13 protein-coding genes and 1 pseudogene are annotated in these 18,686 nt (G+C 69.9%); 9 read left to right on the top strand and 5 right to left on the bottom strand.

Annotation, left to right across the window (positions count from 1 at the left end; translation table 11 throughout):
* The 6 genes and pseudogenes from ETD86_RS41740 to iscB all read left to right on the top strand — a co-directional run.
* Positions 1 to 1,324, top strand: a 1,324-nt coding sequence (locus ETD86_RS41740) for a UvrD-helicase domain-containing protein (RefSeq protein WP_138672163.1), incomplete at its 5' end; no start/stop codon positions are given.
* 47 nt (positions 1,325 to 1,371) lie between these two features.
* Positions 1,372 to 3,216 (top strand): sigma factor-like helix-turn-helix DNA-binding protein, encoded by a 1,845-nt coding sequence (locus tag ETD86_RS41735; protein ID WP_138672162.1) that lies wholly within the window; start codon positions 1,372 to 1,374, stop codon positions 3,214 to 3,216.
* A gap of 34 nt (positions 3,217 to 3,250) precedes the next feature.
* Complete coding sequence (gene cysS, locus ETD86_RS41730; protein WP_138672161.1) at positions 3,251 to 4,606, top strand: cysteine--tRNA ligase; 1,356 nt, start codon at positions 3,251 to 3,253, stop codon at positions 4,604 to 4,606.
* A gap of 293 nt (positions 4,607 to 4,899) precedes the next feature.
* Positions 4,900 to 7,389 carry a penicillin acylase family protein gene (locus ETD86_RS41725; protein ID WP_138672165.1) on the top strand — a complete coding sequence of 830 codons (2,490 nt, stop codon included), beginning with the start codon at positions 4,900 to 4,902 and terminating at the stop codon, positions 7,387 to 7,389.
* Between the two features lie 87 nt (positions 7,390 to 7,476).
* Positions 7,477 to 8,328 carry a hypothetical protein gene (locus tag ETD86_RS41720; RefSeq protein WP_138672160.1) on the top strand — a complete coding sequence of 284 codons (852 nt, stop codon included), beginning with the start codon at positions 7,477 to 7,479 and terminating at the stop codon, positions 8,326 to 8,328.
* Between the two features lie 497 nt (positions 8,329 to 8,825).
* Positions 8,826 to 10,205, top strand: a pseudogene (gene iscB, locus ETD86_RS41715) (RNA-guided endonuclease IscB).
* 276 nt (positions 10,206 to 10,481) lie between these two features.
* Here iscB and ETD86_RS41710 read toward each other — a convergent pair.
* Positions 10,482 to 10,904 (bottom strand): hypothetical protein, encoded by a 423-nt coding sequence (locus tag ETD86_RS41710; RefSeq protein ID WP_138672159.1) that lies wholly within the window; start codon positions 10,902 to 10,904, stop codon positions 10,482 to 10,484.
* Positions 10,905 to 10,979: 75 nt separating this feature from the next.
* Here ETD86_RS41710 and ETD86_RS55930 point away from each other — a divergent pair, with 75 nt between their 5' ends.
* A complete protein-coding gene (locus ETD86_RS55930; RefSeq protein WP_170223541.1) occupies positions 10,980 to 11,891 on the top strand; it encodes a hypothetical protein in 912 nt (303 codons plus the stop codon).
* Between the two features lie 256 nt (positions 11,892 to 12,147).
* On the opposite strand, the gene ETD86_RS41700 is transcribed toward ETD86_RS55930, so the two are convergent.
* From ETD86_RS41700 to mshB, 3 genes are read right to left on the bottom strand one after another with little or no spacing between them, the layout of a single operon-like run.
* Positions 12,148 to 12,642 (bottom strand): flavin reductase family protein, encoded by a 495-nt coding sequence (locus ETD86_RS41700; protein WP_246149059.1) that lies wholly within the window; start codon positions 12,640 to 12,642, stop codon positions 12,148 to 12,150.
* Between the two features lie 17 nt (positions 12,643 to 12,659).
* Positions 12,660 to 13,076, bottom strand: a complete 417-nt coding sequence (locus ETD86_RS41695; RefSeq protein WP_138672158.1) for a DUF6113 family protein — start codon at positions 13,074 to 13,076, stop codon at positions 12,660 to 12,662.
* Between the two features lie 11 nt (positions 13,077 to 13,087).
* Positions 13,088 to 13,993, bottom strand: coding sequence for an N-acetyl-1-D-myo-inositol-2-amino-2-deoxy-alpha-D-glucopyranoside deacetylase (mshB, locus tag ETD86_RS41690; RefSeq protein WP_138672157.1), 906 nt, complete (start codon positions 13,991 to 13,993; stop codon positions 13,088 to 13,090).
* Positions 13,994 to 14,072: 79 nt separating this feature from the next.
* Between mshB and ETD86_RS41685 the strand changes: the two genes are divergently transcribed.
* Positions 14,073 to 16,145 (top strand): S9 family peptidase, encoded by a 2,073-nt coding sequence (locus ETD86_RS41685; protein ID WP_138672156.1) that lies wholly within the window; start codon positions 14,073 to 14,075, stop codon positions 16,143 to 16,145.
* Between the two features lie 7 nt (positions 16,146 to 16,152).
* Here the strand turns inward: ETD86_RS41685 and ETD86_RS41680 are convergent, their stop codons facing one another.
* On the bottom strand, positions 16,153 to 17,013 hold the full coding sequence (locus tag ETD86_RS41680) for an ABC transporter permease (protein ID WP_170223540.1): 861 nt from the start codon (positions 17,011 to 17,013) through the stop codon (positions 16,153 to 16,155).
* 309 nt (positions 17,014 to 17,322) lie between these two features.
* On the opposite strand from ETD86_RS41680, the gene ETD86_RS41675 reads away from it, so the two are divergent.
* Positions 17,323 to 18,686: alpha/beta fold hydrolase (locus tag ETD86_RS41675; protein WP_138672154.1), on the top strand; the 1,364-nt coding region annotated here is incomplete at its 3' end.

Genomic DNA, 18,686 nt, shown 5'->3' with positions numbered 1-18,686 from the left:
CACCCAGCACCTGCCGCTCGCCGTGCTGGCCCGCGGCGGCTCACTCTCCGAGGCCTGGCGCGAGCTGGACGCCTGGCGTCACTCGGACGCCGACAGCGGGCCGATCGACCCCGACGACCTGCACGCGGCGCTGCGGCGCAGCCCTGACCGGGCGGCGTTCGCGCCCGACAAGGTGGCGCTCGACCGGGTGCTGGGTGCGCCGGAGTGGTGCACGTTCCCCCATCCCACGCAGCACCGGCTGGCCAGGGCGGCGCGCTACGAGCATCCGGTGCTGGTGGTCGGCGGCGCGGGCACCGGCAAGACCGTCATCGCCCTGCACCGCGCCGCCCACCTCGCCGCGAACGGCCGTGGTCCCGTCCTGCTCATCACGTCCTCGCAGAGCCTGGCCGAGGACCTGTCGGCCAGGCTGGACCTGCTGATCGAGGACGAGGTCATCCGTAAACGGGTCGAAGTGGACAACGCCGAACGCCTGGCCATGCGCATCGTGACCGACGCGGAGGGCCGCCGCCCGCCGCTGGTCGGCCCGGGGTCGCGGACGCTGGCCCAGCTGACGGACGAGGCGCTCAGGCTGCTGTCGCTCACGACCGGCGATCTGCTCGACGACGTGGAGCCGGAGCGCAAGCCGTACCGTCACATCGTTGTGGACGAGGCGCAGGACATCAGCCCGGCGCAGTGGCGGCTGCTGCGGGCGGCGGTGCCGCGCGCGCACGACGACCTGTTCATCGTGGGCGATCCGCACCAGCGCGTCACCGACACGCGGGTGGCGCTGGGCACCGTCGGCATCCCCGCCGTCCAGCACACGTTGAAGGTCTCCTATCGGCTGCCGCAGGAGCTGCTGTCCTTCGTGGTCCGGCTGCGCGGCGGCGGTCCCACGACCGGCCTGGTCAGGGGCGCGGCCGAGATGTACGGCTACCGCGCCACGCACAACGGCGAACGCCCGATGATCAGGGCGTACGACTCGCCCGAGTCGGAGCTGGCCGGGCTGCGGTCCACGATCGAACAGTGGCTGGCCGACGGCGTGCCCGCCGGCGAGATCGCCGTCGGCGCGCGTACCACCCGGCTCGTCCGGCAGGCCAAGAAGGCGCTGGCGGGGCTGGACGTGCGGGCTGCGACCTTCCAGCATCTGAAGGGCCTGGAGTTCGAGCGGGTGGCGCTCATCGGCGTGGCGGAGGGCGTGGTTCCCGAGCCGCCGCCGGAAGAACCTGCCGCACGGGCTCGAGCCCTGCAGCGTGAACGGAGCATACTGTTCGTCGCCTGCACGCGAGCGCGGGCGATGCTCTATATCTCCCATTCCGGAAGAGGCAGCCCCTTTATACCCCTCTGATCACATAGTCTGAACTGCGGATACTTCCCTTTGCCGGTTGGACCTCAATGAACCTCAGCCTGAGCGACCTCGCGCCACCCGTGCGCTGGACCTCCCCTGGTCAAATCGCGCCGATCGTGGAGGAGCCCCAGCTGCCCGAGGCCTGGTGGCAGGCGATCCCCCTCGACCGAGCGTGCGCCATCGTCGGCACCCAGACCGTGGCGGGCCACCTGGCCGATCTTGCCGTGGCCTACTGGGGCCACCTGCTGCTCGGCGACATCCTGCCGCTGGTGCGTTTCTCCGACCCCGCCGAGGCCGAGCGCACGCCGGAGTCGCTGGGCAAGGACGTCGTGCAGAAGTTGTTCACCGGCGTGTTCGAGCGGCTGCTCGAGCCGGTGCCCGAGGCCGTGCCCGCGCCGTCCCGGCCGGACCTGCCGCTGCCCGAGGTGATCGACGCGTTGTTCGCGGCGCTGGACGAGCGGCAGCGGGCCATCGCCCGCGACCGGCTGTACGCGGCGCAGCGGGCCACGCTCGACGAGTTGGCGCAGCGGTTCTCGGTGACGCGGGAGCGGATCAGGCAGATCGAGCGCGACCTGCGTGACCACGTGGAGGCCTGGCTGGCCGGCCCCGACGCGGCGGCGCTGGTGGCGCATGTGGCGTGGCTGCGTACCCGGCTGGGCTCCGCCGTCCCGGCCGACGACCTGCAGGCGGCCGTGCCGTGGCACCGGGCCGAGCTGCGTGCCCTCGGGATCCCCGCGTGGCGGTTCGTGCGTACGCTGCTCACCGGCTATGAGCAGTCCGACGGCTGGCTCGTCGCCGGCGGGGCCGACGAGCTCCGCGAGAAGACGCGCCAGCTGTTCGCCGACGGGCCACGCCCGCTCGGCGAGGCCGTGTCCATGGTGGCTCAGCTCGGCGTGCGCGAGGACGTGGCCGAGCGGTGGATCCTGGCCGTGCCGCAGCTGCGCGTGCTCGGCCAGCACGTGGTGCCGTGGCCGCGCAGCATCAACGAGAAGGCCGAGGCGGTGCTGGCGGTGGCGGGCTCGCCGCTGTCGCCCGAGGAGATCCAGGAGCGCATCGGCGAGGACTACAGCCTGGTCGGCATCCGCAACCAGCTCACCGCGGACGAGCGCTTCATGCGGGTGGACAGGAACAAGTACGGGCTGGCCCGGTGGGGCGGCGACGAGTACCTGGGGATCAGGGAGATGATCGCCAGGGAGATCGAGCGGGCCGGCGGCGAGGCCTCGGTGAGCACGATCGTGACGAACCTGACCGCACGGTACGACGTCAGCGAGAGCTCGGTGCGGGCGTACTCCGGCGGGCCCGGGTTCGAGCGCACGCAGCGGGGCTGGATCCGCGTGGCGGGCACCTCGCCGAGCGGGGAGGCGGAGCCGTACCAGCCGCGCAAGGACGTCTCGCTGACCCGGCGCAGCTTCCGCTCCCGCGACGGGCGTTGGTGGCATCGGGTGGACGTCAACGCCGAGCACCTGCGCGGGTCGGGGTCGCCGTTGCCGACGGGGTTCGCGGCGTACCTGGGCATGGCTCCCGGCGGGCAGCTGACCGCCTCCGCGCCGTCCGGTGACGTGGTGATCAGCTGGCACAACCAGCCGACGATGGGCTCGATCAGGAATGTCCTGGCCGAGTACAAGGCCAGCGACGGGGACCATGTCTTCCTCACCGTGTCGGACGGCGGCGAGCTGCTGACCCGCCACCTGCCGGCCGCGCCCGTCGGGATGCCGCCCATAAACCGCGCGCTCTACCTGTTCGGCTACACCGCTCCGGTCAGCTCGGAGATGGAGGGCCTGCGGCTGATCGGAGCGAGGATCGGGCTGCCCGACACGGCCACCCGTGAGGAGATCCTGGGCAGGCTGCGCGAGCGCGGCGACAGGGACATCCTCGGCTTCCTGGGCGCGTGAGATCCGGCGATCCGGTTCGGGCTAAGCTCGGGAGATGTTGCGGATCTACGACACGCGGACCAGGCAGGTCGAGGAGCTCGCTCCCGGGCGGGCGGTGCGGATGTACACCTGCGGGCCGACGGTCTACCGCTACGCGCACGTGGGCAACCTGCGCACCTACCTGCTGTCCGACCTGATCAGGCGGGTGCTCGAGCGGCGGCGGACGCGCATGCTGGCCTGCCAGAACATCACCGACGTCGGCCACCTGACCGACTCCGGGGTCGACAAGGTCGTGGAGCAGGCCCACGCGGAGGGGCGTTCCGTGCGGGAGCTGGCCCGCTTCTACGAGGACGCCTTCAGGAACGACACGGCCGCGCTCAACCTCCGTCCGCCGGAGCACACGCCGCGCGCGAGCGAGACGATCGACCTGATGATCGAGCTGATCGCCAAGCTGGTCGAGAAGGGGCACGCGTATGTGGTGCCGGACGGGTCGGTGTTCTTTGACGTACGGACATTTCCCACTTACGGCGAAATTTCCGGCAATCGCCTGGATGCCCTGAAGCCGGCCCACCGCGTCGACACCGTCGACCCGCGCAAACGCTTCCACGCCGACTGGGCCCTGTGGAAACCCGCCGAAGGCGAGCTGACCTGGGAGACGCCATGGGGCCGCGGGTTCCCTGGGTGGCACGTCGAGTGCTCGGCCATGTCGCTGCGGTTTCTCGGGGCGCCCTTCGACCTCCACACCGGTGGGATCGACCTGCGTTTCCCCCACCACGAGGACGAGCGGGCCCAGTCCAACGCGGCGGCTGAGCAGGAGGTGGTGCGGCACTGGGTGCACGGGGAGCATCTGCTGTTCGACGGGCGCAAGATGGCGAAGTCCACGGGGAACGTGGTGCTGCTGTCGGACGTGGTGGCGGCCGGGCTCGACCCGCTCGCCGTGCGGATGGCGTTCCTGGAGCATCGGTACCGGCAGCAGATGAACCTGACGTGGGACACGCTGCGGGCGGCCGACCGCACGGTGCGGCGATGGCGCGCACGGGTGGCCGAGTGGGCCGAGTCGCCGAGCGCGCCGATGGCGTCCGCGTACGTGGAGCGGCTGGAGGCCGCCTTCGACGACGACCTCGACACGCCCGGGGCGCTGCGGGTGCTGCGCGAGCTGGAGCGGGACGAGTCGGTGGCGCCAGGGGCGAAGTTCGAGTCGTTCCTGCATGTGGACCAGCTGCTCGGGCTGGATCTCTCCACGGACATCGGCAAGGTGCCCGTGATGCCCGCGGGGGCCGGGGAGCTCCTGGAGGCGCGGGCCCGGGCGCGCGATGCCAAGGATTGGAAGGAGGCGGACCGCTTGCGGGACGAACTGGCCACCCTGGGCGTCCGCGTCTCCGACACCCCCGAAGGCCAAACCTGGACCTGACACCCACACACCTGCACACCGCCACCCGCCGCGCCGCCCAGGCGCCCGCCGCGCACCACCGAACGATGTGCCCGTCGGCCCCGCTGGGCCGGCGCGGCGCGCTCCTCGGCCATGGGAAATCCCCCTGAGGACCCCAGCCGTCTACGGCGGGTGAAATGTCCGCCGCCTCCTGTAATCAAGCACCTCAAAGTCCCCTGCGAAGGACCGTGAAGTCGGCCGGAGGAGTGAGCGCGGGCTGTCAGACTTAGTGCCAGTTCGGCAAGATGGAGGTGTCGGTGAGGCCCTATGCGTGGATGCCGCGGCCGTTGCGGTGGTTCGCTCGGGTGTTGACCGTTCTTCTCGCCCTGGCGCTCGTGCTGGCCGGCGTCCTCGTCTACACCGTGCGGAAGTCGTTCCCGCAGGTTGATGGATCGCTGCGGCTACCCGGCTTATCCGGAAATGTGGATATTTATCGCGATAAGTGGGGAATTCCGCACGTCTATGCCGACAACCCCGCCGACCTCTTCATGGCCCAGGGGTTCGTCCACGCCCAGGACCGCTTCTACGAGATGGACTTCCGCCGTCACATGACGGCCGGCCGTCTCTCGGAGCTCTTCGGCAAGGCCACCCTCGGCACCGACAAGGCGCTCAGGACCATGGGCTGGCGCAGGGTCGCCGAGCGGGAGCTGCCCGAGCTGGCCAAGCAGACCCAGGACTCCCTCGACGCGTACGCCAAGGGCGTGAACGCCTGGCTCGCCGCCAACCCCAACGCCTCCGACCGCAGCCTCGAATACTCGGTTCTCAAGCTCCAGAACGGCGACTACAAGCCGGAGCCGTGGACCGCGGTCGACTCGCTGGCCTGGCTGAAGGCCATGGCCTGGGACCTGCGCTCCAACATGGAAGACGAGATCGACCGCGCGCTGATCGCCGCCAAGCTGCCCAGGGAGCGGGTCGAGCAGCTCTACCCCGGCTACCCGTACGACCGCCACTCCCCCATCGTCACCGAGGGCACCATCAACGAGGACCGCTTCGACCAGCGGGCCGAGCCCAGGCTGCGCGCCGGCGTCGGCGCGCTGACTCAAGCGGCCCAGACGCTGGACGCCGTGCCGAACACGATCGGCACCGAGGACCGCGAGGGCGTCGGGTCGAACTCGTGGGTGATCTCCGGCGAGCACACCGCCAGTGGCAAGCCGCTGCTGGCCAACGACCCGCACCTGTCCCCGCAGATGCCGTCCGTCTGGTACCAGGCCGGGCTGCACTGCAGGAAGGTCGCGCAGGAGTGTCCGTACGACGTCACGGGGTTCACGTTCTCCGGCGTACCCGGCGTGATCATCGGGCACACGGACAAGATCGCGTGGGGGTTCACGAACCTGGGCCCCGACGTGGCCGACCTGTTCCTGGAGAAGGTGGACGGCGACACGTACCTGTACAAGGGCGAGCAGGTGAAGCTGGAGACCCGGCAGGAGCAGATCAAGGTGGCCGGTGGCCCCCCTGTCACGATCGCCGTCCGGAGCACCGTGCACGGCCCGCTGATCAACGAGGTGATCGGCGACGCCCAGCCCACCGGCGAGGCGAACGCCGTGGCGCTGCAGTGGACGGCGCTGACCCCGGGCAGAACTGCCGACGCGATCTTCGCGTTGAACAAGGCCGCCGACTGGCAGGAGTTCAAGGCCGCGGCGGCGCTGTTCGAGGTGCCCGCCCAGAACCTGGTGTACGCCGACACCACGGGCAAGATCGGCTACCAGGCGCCAGGGCGTATCCCCGTACGCCAGAAGGGCGACGGCGCCTGGCCGGTCCCCGGGTGGACGGGCGAGTACGACTGGAGGGCGGCGCCCATCCCGCACGACCAGCTGCCGTCGGTGGAGGACCCGGCGGACGGATTCATCGTCACGGCGAACAACGCGGTCATCGACCCCCGGCGGTACCGGCCGCTGCTGACCCAGGACTGGGCGTACGGCTACCGCTCCGAACGCATCCGCGACCTCGTCAAAGACACGATCGAGAACGGCAAGGCCGACGCGGCGGCCATGTCGCGGATCCAGCAGGACACCCGCAACGGCTTCGCGGAGACGCTGGTGCCGGCGCTGACGGAGGTGGACCTGGCGGGCCCGAGCGTGCAGGCCAGGCAACTGCTGAAGACGTGGGACGGCACGCAGGACGCCGGTTCCGCCCCCGCCGCGTACTTCAACGCGGTCTGGCGGCAACTGCTCGTGCTGACGTTCAACGACGAGCTGCCGGAGGCGGCCAGGCCGGCCGGGGGCGACCGCTGGTATGAGGTGATCAGGCGCCTGCTCCAACTCCCGGACGACCCCTTCTGGGACGACGTGACCACGAAGAACCACACGGAGACGCGCGACGACATCCTGCGTCAGGCCATGGCCTCGGCGTACCACGAGCTGTCGGAGCGGCTAGGGGACGACCCCGGCGCGTGGCGATGGGGCGACCTGCACCAGCTGGAGCTGGTCAACGGCTCGCTGGGGACCTCGGGGATCGCGCCGGTCGAGTCGCTGTTCAACCGTGGCCCGATCGCCGTCCCAGGTGGCAAGGACGCGGTGAACGCCACGGGTTGGAACGTTCAGAGGGGCTACGCGGTGAGCGCCGTGCCGTCGATGCGCATGATCGTCGACCTGTCCGACCTGGACGGCTCCCAGTGGATCAACCTGACGGGCGCCTCGGGGCATGCCTTCCACGCCAATTACTGGGATCAGGCGGAGGTGTGGGCCAGGGGCGGCCTGCTGCCGATGCACTCCACACCGGAGTCGGTCAAGAAGGCGGCCGTGCAGACCCTCAGGCTGACCCGGTGAGCCGGGCGCGCGTACGACCAGGGTCGTAGTCGCGATCCAAACCGCGGGCCGACGCGCGGGGCCGTGCCGGGCTGCCAGCATGGCCGCATGCATCGCGTCTGGTATCTCGTGGGGGTCCTGCTGGTGCTCGCGGGCCTCGTCCACCTGGGCGTGCTCGTCGTGGACGGCGGGCCCTGGGAGGGCGCTGTGTCGTGGCGCAAGCCGTTCACGTTCGGTGTCTCGTTCGGGCTGAGCGTCCTGACCCTGACGTGGGTCTCCCCGTTCGTACGGATCCGTGCCCGCCCTCTGTGGGTCGGCGCCTTCGCGATCGCCTCCACGGTGGAGGTCGCCCTGATCACCCTTCAGGCGTGGCGTGGCGTCCCGTCCCACTTCAATATGGAGACCGCCGTCGACTCGACCATCGCGCGAGCCCTGGCGGGCGGAGGCGGGGTGCTCGTCGTCATCGCGATCGCCATGACCGTCGCCGCCTTCCGCGCCAACCCGGACCTCGCGCCCAGCATGCGCCTGGCGGTGCGCGCGGGCTTCGCCACCTTACTGGCGGCCATGGCCTTCGGCGCCGTCATGATCGCCCGCGGGGTCGTCGAGGTGATAGCGGGCAACCAGCAGCTCGCCTACACGGTGGCCGTCACGCTGAAGCCGGCCCACGCCGTGTTGATGCACGGCGTCCTGCTCCTGCCCGCGCTGGCCTGGCTCCTGGCCCGCACACCCTACTCGGAAGGCCGGCGCCTGCGGCTGGTACGCCTGGCGACCTGGACGTACATCGTGTTCGCCACGACCGTGTCGGCCCTCGCCCTGGCCGGCGTCACGCTCGTGACGCCGTCGACCGCCTCGATGCTCTGCGCCGGCGCGATCTCCGGTCTGGCCGTCGGTGTCCTCGCACTCGGCCGGCTCAAGCGATGGCAGTCCGGCGACGCTGACCGAAGCCTCACGGCGTCCTAACAGTCCTGAGGGCGACTCGACCGGCTCACGGCGCCCAGCCGATCTCGGTGATTCGAGCCGTAATTTGACTGAAGATTGTCAAGCCTGGCTGCCGCCACCCCTCCTCCACCCCAGCGCGCCCCGGGGGTAACCGCCGCCCTCCAGGTTGGTCAGGCGCTCGAAAATGTTGTGTCACTCGCTCCCCGGTCTGATAGCCCGGGGCCTGTCCCACTGAATCGGGGTGGGCGGGAGTGACCAGACCCAGCCACCACCTACAAGGAGGTGACCTTGGTGGCTACGTTGGACACACGTCAGCAGATCCACTCCGCCGTGCTTCCTCAGCGGCGGACCCTGGAATCCGCGTCAGCAGACAACCCTGGAGCAGGGACGAAACGGGGCGCGGACGTCTTCGGGCAGCGGAGTACCCAACATGGTCGAGGGGAGACCCTTGCCGCCTCACCTGGCAGTGAGGGCGTCACCCGCGTAAGCGGAGCAGCCGGTCGTGAGACCGCACCCGCGTGTTCGTCCTGGCATCGGACGGCGCGCCGCTGGATCCGTGCCATCCCGCCCGCGCCCGCCAGCTCCTACAGGCAGGGCGAGCGGTGGCGGCCCGGCACACCCCGTTCGTCATCCGGCTGAAGGACCGCACCGCCGAGCAGTCCGAGACCCAGGGCGTGGAGGTATCCATTGACCCCGGCAGCCGGCACACTGGCGTCAGCGTGTTCCGCCCCCACGACGGCACCCGGTACGGCCTGTACGGCATCCAGTTGGATCACCGCGGCGGCAAGATCCGGGACAAGCTCGCGCCTCGGGCGGCCTACCGGCGTGGCAGGCGGTCGCGCAACCTGCGCTATCGCGCTCCCCGGTTCGCTAACCGCTCCCGCCCAGACGGCTGGCTGCCGCCGAGCCTTCAGCATCGGGTGGACTCCACGATGAACTGAGTGGAGCGGTTGCGCCGCCTGGCCCTCGTCCGGGCGATCCATGTGGAGACCGTACGATTCGACACCCACGTCCTGGCCGCGGGCAGACCCCTGGAGGGCGTGGAGTATCAGCATGGCACCCTGCACGGCTTCGAGGTGCGCGAGTATCTGCTGGCCAAGTGGAAGCGGGCCTGCGCCTACTGCGCATCAATCGGCATCCCGTTGAACATCGACCACATCCAGCCCCGTTCCCGGGGCGGCTCCGACCGGATCAGCAACTTGTGTTTGGCGTGCGTGCCGTGCAATCAGGCCAAGGGCAGCATGCCGGTCACCGCGTTCTTGAGTAAGAGCCCCGACCGGCTTAAAGAGATGCTCGCTCAGGCCAAGACACCGCTGCGGGACGCCGCCGCCGTGAACGCCACCCGCTGGGCGCTCTACAGGGCATTGACGGCGACAGGCCTGCCTGTGCTGTGTGGTAGCGGCGGGCGCACGAAATGGAACCGGCACCGCACCAGCGCCCCCAAGTCCCACACCCTGGACGCGCTGCACGTAGGCGCGCTGGAGCAAGTCGCATCGTGGCCCGGCGTGGTACTGATCGCCGCCATCACCGGCAGAGGTGTGTACTGCCGCACTCGCACCGACAGGTTCGGTTTCCCCCGGCTGCAAATGCCCCGCACCAAACGGCTCTGCGGATTCCAGACCGGGGATCTCGTGCGCGCGATCGTGCCGAGAGGGAAGCACACGGGAACCTACACCAGCCGAGTAGTCGTCCGCACCTCCGGTCAGCACACTGTGCAGACTCCCAATGGTCCCATCACGACCTCACATAAGCATCTTCGCTTGCTCCACGAGCGGACGGCTACGCCTACGCGATCAAGAAGGAAGAGCGCTGGTCCGTCCCCTGATCCTGGTTCGGCTAGCTGCCGGACCGCCTTTCCCGTCCGGCCACGCCGGAGTACGTTCCACTCGGGCCCCTAGGCTGGAGTTCCACGGCGAAGGATGGTTATCGCCGCCTTCCGCACGCTCGCCGAGCTCAAGCCACAGTCGTCCACTTCCTTGAACCGGGCGCTGAGAGGTCCAGGGCTCGGATCATCAAATGATCGACCAGTCATCGAGACGCACGTCGCTGACCTAGGGCAGCACAGCATCACTGACCAGTAAGCCAGCGCGCTGATGGAGCCGAGGCTGCTTCCATCCAGTCGCTGAAGATGCGCCCGTAAGCAGAACCCGGGAGCATCGTCCTGACTGAATGAGTCAGCCTCGGCTGCAGCCGCCTCTCTTCCACCAAAGCGGAACGCGGGGGTAGCCGCCGTCCTCCAGATTGGCCAGGCGCTCAAAAACATTGAAAGCCTGGTGGCCGCACAACATGACCGACACCAGCATGGCCAGAAGGTAGAGCGGCAACATGGGCAGTCCGACGCACCAGGCCCACTGCGTGGCGTGCCGTCCTTCGTGCAGGATGAGCCGGTCGCTCAGCGAATCCGACCTGGTCAGGACGACGTTTCCTACGGTGAACGCCCCCGCGATGGGGAAGCGGTAGCGGTAGCCGAAGGCGAGGATGAGCCCGTTGGGGCCGGGTCGGCGGCTGGCGCCACCGATGATCGAGATCAGTAAACCGAGCGGAGTGGCGAGGTTGATGTAGTTCGCCACGCGCCGGAACCGAAAGCGCCTGTCCATGCGTCTCAGTCTTGACCAATCTTGACATCTCGGAATAATGACCAGGGTCCTGAAATCTCCTACAAGAGCAGGATTATGAGATTCTCCATCCTGGGCGCGCTGCTCGGCACCGTCGCACTGGCAGGAGCCGGCGGAGTTGCGTTCACCCAGACGTCAACGTCCGATCCCCTACGACTCTCCGACACCTCCGTCGGCGCGCGGGTGGCTTTAGCCGCCGCGACTCCGACCGCTTCTCCCACGGAGACGCCGCCGCCCCCCGCTCCCACCGAGACGCCGACCACCACTCCCACAGAGGCCCCGCCCGCCGAGGACTACGTCGTCACCACGACAGTGGTCAAGAGGAGAGGCACGTCCTTCCTGGACGTCTCCATCGAGTACACCGGGGCCGCCGTCTTCAGCGTCAAGCAGAGGGTGTGCAAGCGAAGGTCGTGCAAGACCGCGAGCACGGACATGCCGGTTACCGCAGGCACCGGACAAGCCACGAAGAGGCTGGGCTGGGGCACGTACAAGAAACGCGGCGAGCCCGCCGTCACCGTGACGCCGCTGCCGACCGTGACGGTCACTGAGCCGGGTCCCACGGTCACGGTCACGGAGCCCGGTCCGACGGTGACGGTCACCTGTCAGCCCGCGCCGACCGAGACGGTGACGCCGACCGACGTCCCCACGGACACGCCCACCGCGACGGTGACCCCGACCGAGACCCCAACGGACACACCGACCGAAACCCCAACCACCACACCGACCGAGACACCGACCACGACCGCGACTCCGACGGACACACCGACCGAATCCCCGACCGTGACCCCGACGGACACGCTGCCGCCGACGGCGACTCCCACGGAGATCCCCGTCTGCCCGCCGCCGGTGCAGTCCGAGCCTCCGGCCGATACGCCGGCGCCGGTGCCACCGACGGAGACATCGACCGACGTCCCAACGGAGCCACCCACCTCGACACCGACGGAAACGGCCACCACTCCCGCTCAGTAACAGCGGAGCCACGACCGACCGTCTGATCGGGCCAGGCCACTGTGCCTGGCCCGACTCATGCCCGGCCCCACCCCGCACGCCCCGGCACTTACTTACAACGCCACCGCACCCACAGGACCGCCACCGCACCCACAGGAGAGCCAGCGCACCCACAGGGCCGCCAGCGCACCCACAGGAGCGCCGCACATCCACAGGACCGCCACCACACCCCGACAGGGCGCCTCCGCCCATGCCGCCGAGGTTTCGTTCAGCGGGCTCAGAGCCGCCTGTACCGCCCCTCGTGGTACATGAGCGGCATTCCCTCCGACGGCATCCCCATCGCGGTCACCTCGCCCACCACGATCGAGTGATCCCCACCCCCGTGGACCGCCGTCGTCGCGCATTCCAGCGTGGCGATCGCCTCATCGAACAACGCCACCCCCGACTCGCCCCGATGGTGCGGCCACCGGGCCAGCTGCCCGTTCAACGGCCGCCCCCGGTGCGCGAAGAACCTCGAGGCGTCCTCCAACGAGGCCGGCAGCACGGACACCCCCCACATCCCCGCCTCCAGCACGGCATCGTGGAAGCGGGCCACCTTCTCGGCGCAGAACAGCACGAGCAGCGGTTCCAGCGAAACAGATGTGAAGGAATTCACCGTCATCGCGTGATCGACATCGCCGAGCCTGGTCGTGACGATCGCGACTCCGGTGGCGAAGCGGCCGACGGCCTTGCGGTACGCTCCCGGGTCCACATGCCGCTCTGTCGAATGCACGAAGTTACTTTATGCCGCTACATCGGATTCTTCGGAGAGTACCCACGCAGAAGCCACGATTCCCCACCGGAAGAGGGCGAAAGCAAGTAGGCCACGACAAGAGCCACAAGCCCCCCGTACAGGTAGATATAACCGGCCATGCCCTGCGCGATCACGAGATCACCGGGCCCCAGCTCCAACGTGAACGGCATCGTCACCAGCAACCACCCGACCGCCGTGACAACGACCCCGAGCCGCGCGCGCATCAGCTTGCCCGCCCCCAGGCACACCCCGAACAGCGCCAGCACCCAGAGGAGCGCCGAGGCCGGCATGGGGCCGACCTGCCACACCGGATGCGTGAACCCGCCCACGACCCCCATGACGATCCCCAGCACGAACAGCATGCCGTAGGCCGCCCCACCCAGCGCCGACTCGGCCTGGCTGCGATGCTCCATGTCGACTGAGGTTAGTGGATGCCCGCGAAGAGATCGTTCTCCCTATTGTGCGGCTCACCGAGGCCGCCTGCCTCGATCGGCGGCCCGGGCGCCGGCCGGCCGGGCACCCCGATGGCCAGGATGTAGTGCTCGACGCCCAGCACCTCCTGGCCGATGTTGTTGGACAGGGCGAACCACGGGTCCTGAACGCTGATCTGGGTGGCGTGCGCCCGCATCGCCTCGATCTTGTTGCCGATCCACGGGCGAGCGTCGATCTCAGTGGTGATGTCCTCGTCCCGGTTGCCGAACGGCAGGTCGTCCAGACTCTCGGTGATGAAGTCGACGTCGGCCTCGCGTAGTGCCTCCGCCGTACGCTGCATGACGGACCTGGGCAGGGCCGTGTGATAGAACTTCGCGATCTGCCACGGCTCGCCCTCACCGAAGTCCGGTTTCGCGGCCAGCTCGAACGCTCTGCGCGAAACACGATGGGCCTGGATGTGGTCCGGGTGGCCGTAGAAGCCGTTGTCGTCGTACGTGACCAGCACCTGCGGGCGTACCTCGCGGATGACCTTGACCAGCTCGCCCGCGGCCTCGTCGAGGTCGGCGCCCCAGAAGGCCCGGGGGTGGTCGTTGGACGCGACCCCCATCATCCCCGAGTCCCGCCACCGCCCGGGCTCGCCGAGGAAGCGGTGGTCCTCCACGCCGAGCGCCCGGCAGGCGGCGGCGAGCTCGCCGATCCGGTACGGGCCGAGCGCGTCGTCCTGGTCGGCGGCCAGATGGGCGACATCGCCGGGGATGATCTCCCCTTCCTCACCCAACGTGCAGGTCACGAGCGTGACGTGGGCGCCCTCGGCGACGTATTTGGCCATGGTCGCGCCGGTGCCGATCGACTCGTCGTCCGGATGGGCGTGTACGAGCAGGAGCCGTCGATCAGTCATGGCCTCGAGCGTACCGACCGGAATCCCGCTCATCGGACCCCGGCCCGGCGATGGGCCCGGCAATGGCAGGATTGAGGCCATGAGCGAGAGCTTCCCGCGTCTGTCTGCCAGGACCCGCCGGTTCACCCTCGGGGTGCCCAGAGGTTTCACGATCTCGCCGGACGGCGGCCGGGTGGTGTTCCTGCGGACACGATCGGGCACCGACCCGGTGACGTGCCTGTGGGAGCTCGACACGGAAACGCACGTCGAGCGCCTGGTCGTCGACCCGCGTACGCTCCACGCCGACGAGGAGGACCTGCCGCCCGAGGAGCGGGCCAGGCGCGAGCGCAGCCGGGAGGCGGCGGGCGGCGTGGTCGCGTACGCCACCGACGCCGACGTGGCGATGGCCTGCTTCGCCCTGTCCGGCGGCCTCTACGTCGTCGACCTGACCACCGGGCAGGCCCGCAAGCTGGAGACGCCGGGCGCGGTCATCGACCCCCGCCTCTCCCCCGGCGGGCAGCATGTGGCTTATGTGACAGGAGGCGCCCTCCGCGTCCAGGACCTGGCATCGGGCGAGGACCGCGCCCTGGCCACGCCCGAGTCGGAGACGGTGACGTACGGGCTGGCCGAGTTCATCGCCGCCGAGGAGATGGACAGGATGCGCGGCTACTGGTGGGCGCCGTCGGGCGACGCGCTGCTGGTGGAGCGGGCGGACGAGGCTCCCGTGCGCACCTGGCACATCGCCGACCCGGCCAATCCCGACCGGCCCGCGACGGCCCAGCGCTACCCTGCCGCCGGCACGCCCAACGCCGTCACCCAGCTCTACGTGCTGGGGCTCGACGGATCGCGGGTCGCGGTGCCGTACACGGAGGAATACCTGGCGACGGCCGCCTGGGACGCCCACGCGCTGTCGATCGTGACGCTGACCCGCGACCAGAAGACGATGCGGCTGTTCACGGTCGACCCGGCGACGGGCGCCGCCACCCTCGTACGCGAGGACACGGACCCGGCCTGGGTCGACATCGTCAGCGGCGTCCCCGCCCACCTCGACGACGGTTCGCTGGTCTGGGTGGCCGACTCCGAGGGCGGCCACCGCCTCTTCGTGGGCGACCGCGCCGTCACGCCGCCGACGCTCCAGGTGCGGGCGGTGCTCGACGTCGATCACGACAGCGTGTTGTTCAGCGCGAGCGGCGACCCGACCGAGATCCAGCTGTGGACGTGGGACGGGCATTCGCTGCTGCCGGTCTCCACCCGTTCCGGGGTGTTCTCGGGGCGGATGGCGGGCGGGGTGGGCGTGCTGACCGAGCAGAGCCTCGACACCGAGGGCGTGTCGACCACGGTCGTACGCCGCGATGGCGTGGCCGTGCCGATCCCGTCCTTCGCCGAACGTCCCGGACTCGACCTGCGGGTCTCCCTCGGCCGCTCGGGCCGCAGGGAGCTGGCCACCGCCGTGGTGCTGCCCTCGTGGCACGAGCAGGGCTCGGGCAAGCTGCCCGTCCTCATGGACCCGTACGGCGGCCCGCACGCGCAGCGGGTGCTCAACCGGCGCGGCGCTTTCCTGGAGAGCCAATGGTTCGCCGAGCAGGGCTTCGCCGTCGTCGTGGCCGACGGGCGCGGCACCCCCGGCAGGGGCACGGCGTTCGAGCGGGCGGTGCGGGGCGACCTGGCGACCCCTGCGCTCGAGGACCAGATCGACGCCCTGCAGGGCGTGGCCGAGCAGTACGGCGACGACCTCGACCTGACGAAGGTCGCAATCCGCGGCTGGTCGTTCGGCGGTTTCCTGGCCGCGCTCGCCGTGCTGCGACGCCCCGACGTGTTCCACGCGGCCGTGGCCGGGGCGCCGGTGACGGACTGGCGGCTGTACGACACGTGCTACACCGAGCGGTACCTGGGCCATCCGGACGAGCAGCCCGAGGCGTACGAGAAGTCATCGTTGTTCGCGGACGCGCCCAAGCTCGAGCGGCCGCTGCTGCTGATTCACGGCCTGGCCGACGACAACGTCGTGGCCGCGCACACGCTCCGCCTGTCGTCGGCCCTGCTCGCGGCCGGCCGCCAGCACAGCGTGCTCCCGCTCTCCGGCGTCACCCACATGACGCCCCAGGAGGTCGTGGCGGAGAACCTGCTGCTCCTCCAGGTCGACTTCCTGAAGAAGTCGCTGGGGGTGACCTCCTGACCGTCCGCTACGCGCGCAGAAGCCTGGACACGGTCAGGCCGGCCACGACCACGACCGCCAGGATGAGCGAGTAGATCCACAGAGGGGCGTTCAGCACGGCGAGCTGGCCCTGCACGATGGCCAGGATCAGCACGCTGAGCAGGGTGCCCGTCACCGCGCCGCGCTCGCCGTTCGGACTGGTGCCGCCGAGCAGGACGGCGGCGAGCGCGAACACGGTCGTGAGCGTCCCCTGAGAGGCCGGCTGCGCCACGCCTAGACGCATCACCAGCACGAATCCGCCCAGCGCGGCGAGCACGCTCGACCCGGCCAGCCCGACCACCCCGGCCGTCCACCCCTTGCTCAGCCAGTCGCGAACATCCCGCCTGGCCCACAGCAGCCCGCCCCCCACCGACACCACGGCGAACACCGCGAACCACACCAGCTGGGGCACCGGCAAACGATCCTCCACGGGGATCGCCCTGCCGTCGGTCACCGCCAGCAGCATCGCCTCGCAGGCCATGGCCGCCCCCAGCGTGACCGCCCAGGCCGGCGCGGCCACCAGAACGGTGAACGCTCCCAGGACCAGCCCGGCGAACGCGGCCAGCCCGAGCACCAGCAGCAGCCCCGCGACCAGTGACAACTCGGCCACGTCCACGGCGGTGGCGACGAGGGCGCCGGACAGCGCGGAGAGGGCGCCCACAGCGAGGTTGGGCACACCGGTGCGCAGCGACAGGGCCATTCCGGCGGCGATCAGGCCGAGCGGCGCGGCCTGCGCCAGGATGTTGAGCAGGTGCACCGTCGGGGTGGTGACCAGGACCATGCCCAGGGCCAGCACCGTGATGACGCCGAGCACGCCTTCCCACGCCCACTGCCATCTACTCACGCTCACGCCGTCGATGGTGACAACGTCAGATGATCGCTGCAAGCGTTCCCGTCGTTTCCGTTCCTGACCTGGAAGACGGCTCGTCCTTGGAAGCAGCTCGTCCTTGGAAGCGGCTCGCCCTTGGAAGCGGCTCGGCGGTGCGGCCGGTCGGGCCCTCGGAGGTCGCCCCATGTACGGCCCGATCGGGCTTCGGAAGTCGTCCCATCTGCGGCCTGTCGGACCTCGGTCTGACAACCCCTGGTCGGACGTCCCGTCCGAGAAAACCAAACTCGGGTCCGACGCGCCCGCGGCTCCCGATCCGAAATCGTGAACGCCATGCGGAAGCCCATCCTCATCACCCTGTCCCTGCTCACCGCGACCCTCCCAGCGTCGGCGTCGGCGCCGACGACATCGACGCCGACGACATCGACGCCGACGACATCGACGCCGACGGCATCGACGCTGACGGCATCATCGACGCTGGTGACGTCATCGACGGTGGCGGCGAGCCCGGCCACTACGACGGCTCAGGCGGCGGCTCAGGCGGCGGCTCAGGCCAGGACCCGGCCCGCGGGCCCGGCCGAGACGGCGACCACCGTCCCGGCCTGGACTCCGTGCCCGAACGGCAAGATCGGCATGGAGTGCGCCGACCTGCAGGTCCCGGTCGACTGGAAGAAACCCGACGGCCGCAAGATCACCCTCAAACTGGGCAAGCTCAAATCCACCGGCACCTCGGAAGGCTCCGTCCTGGTGGCCTACGGCGGCCCCGGCGGTCCCGGCATCGCCCTCACCCAGTCAGCCGCCTCAGCCTGGTGGACCGATCTCCGCAAACGCATGGACATCGTCACGTGGGACACGCGCGGCTACGGCGAGCAGTTCCAGGGTCTCAGCACCGGACTGCCATGTGTCTGGACCCGCATCCCGATCCCCGACCTCCCCCGCGACGACGCCGACTTCGGTCGCCTGTCCGACACCAACCGCGGCTACGCCGAGGCCTGCCGGCTCAAGGATCCCGAGCTGTTCGCCAACATGAGCTCAGCCGACCAGGCCAGAGACATGGAAGCGATCAGAAAGGCCCTGGGCGACGACCGGCTCAACTACTACGGCGCCTCCTACGCCGGCTTCTACGGCCAGGTGTACGCCCGCCTGTTCCCCGACCGGATCCGCACGATGGTCCTCGACGGCACGTGGAGCCACAGCGTCCAGGACTGGACCGATGAGCTGGAGGAGATGGCCAAGTCGAACGAGCAGGCAATGCAGCGCTTCTTCGCCTGGTGCGCCTCCAACGGCTGCAAGGACGTCGCCGGCCTCTGGCGCGCGCTGATCGCCCGAGCCGACCGCACCCCCATCGCCACCACGACCGCCAATGTGGCCTACAGAGCCCGTGATCTGCAGTCCTTCGCCCTGTCCCGCGCCCGCCAAGGCTCCACGGCCTGGCCCGGACTGGCCGAAGGCATCCGCAAGGCCGCCAAGGGCGACGCCTCGGACTTCGTGCCGTCGCGTGGCGCCCGCTACCCCGACCAGTCCACCGGCGTGACGGAATGCGCCGACTGGCCCCGCTTCGCCACCGTCAAGGAGGCGATAACCACGACCAGCCGCCTACGCCGCCTCGCCCCCAACACCGGCACCGCCAACACGCTCGCCTCCGCAACGCTGGGCTGCATCGGCTGGCCACAACCGGTGAGCAACCCACCCGCCCC

Origin of the sequence: Nonomuraea turkmeniaca (assembly GCF_005889735.1) — a bacterium.
GTDB classification, from domain to species: domain Bacteria; phylum Actinomycetota; class Actinomycetes; order Streptosporangiales; family Streptosporangiaceae; genus Nonomuraea; species Nonomuraea turkmeniaca.
Note: the sequence above shows the minus strand (reverse complement) of the source record. Positions and strands in the feature narration are given on the sequence as shown.

Coding starts and splice junctions, on each gene's coding strand:
- ETD86_RS41735 (WP_138672162.1), top strand. CDS start 1,372: ATGAACCTCAGCCTGAGCGACCTCGCGCCACCCGTGCGCTGGACCTCC.
- cysS (WP_138672161.1), top strand. CDS start 3,251: ATGTTGCGGATCTACGACACGCGGACCAGGCAGGTCGAGGAGCTCGCT.
- ETD86_RS41725 (WP_138672165.1), top strand. CDS start 4,900: ATGCCGCGGCCGTTGCGGTGGTTCGCTCGGGTGTTGACCGTTCTTCTC.
- ETD86_RS41720 (WP_138672160.1), top strand. CDS start 7,477: ATGCATCGCGTCTGGTATCTCGTGGGGGTCCTGCTGGTGCTCGCGGGC.
- ETD86_RS41710 (WP_138672159.1), bottom strand. CDS start 10,904: ATGGACAGGCGCTTTCGGTTCCGGCGCGTGGCGAACTACATCAACCTC.
- ETD86_RS55930 (WP_170223541.1), top strand. CDS start 10,980: ATGAGATTCTCCATCCTGGGCGCGCTGCTCGGCACCGTCGCACTGGCA.
- ETD86_RS41695 (WP_138672158.1), bottom strand. CDS start 13,076: ATGGAGCATCGCAGCCAGGCCGAGTCGGCGCTGGGTGGGGCGGCCTAC.
- mshB (WP_138672157.1), bottom strand. CDS start 13,993: ATGACTGATCGACGGCTCCTGCTCGTACACGCCCATCCGGACGACGAG.
- ETD86_RS41685 (WP_138672156.1), top strand. CDS start 14,073: ATGAGCGAGAGCTTCCCGCGTCTGTCTGCCAGGACCCGCCGGTTCACC.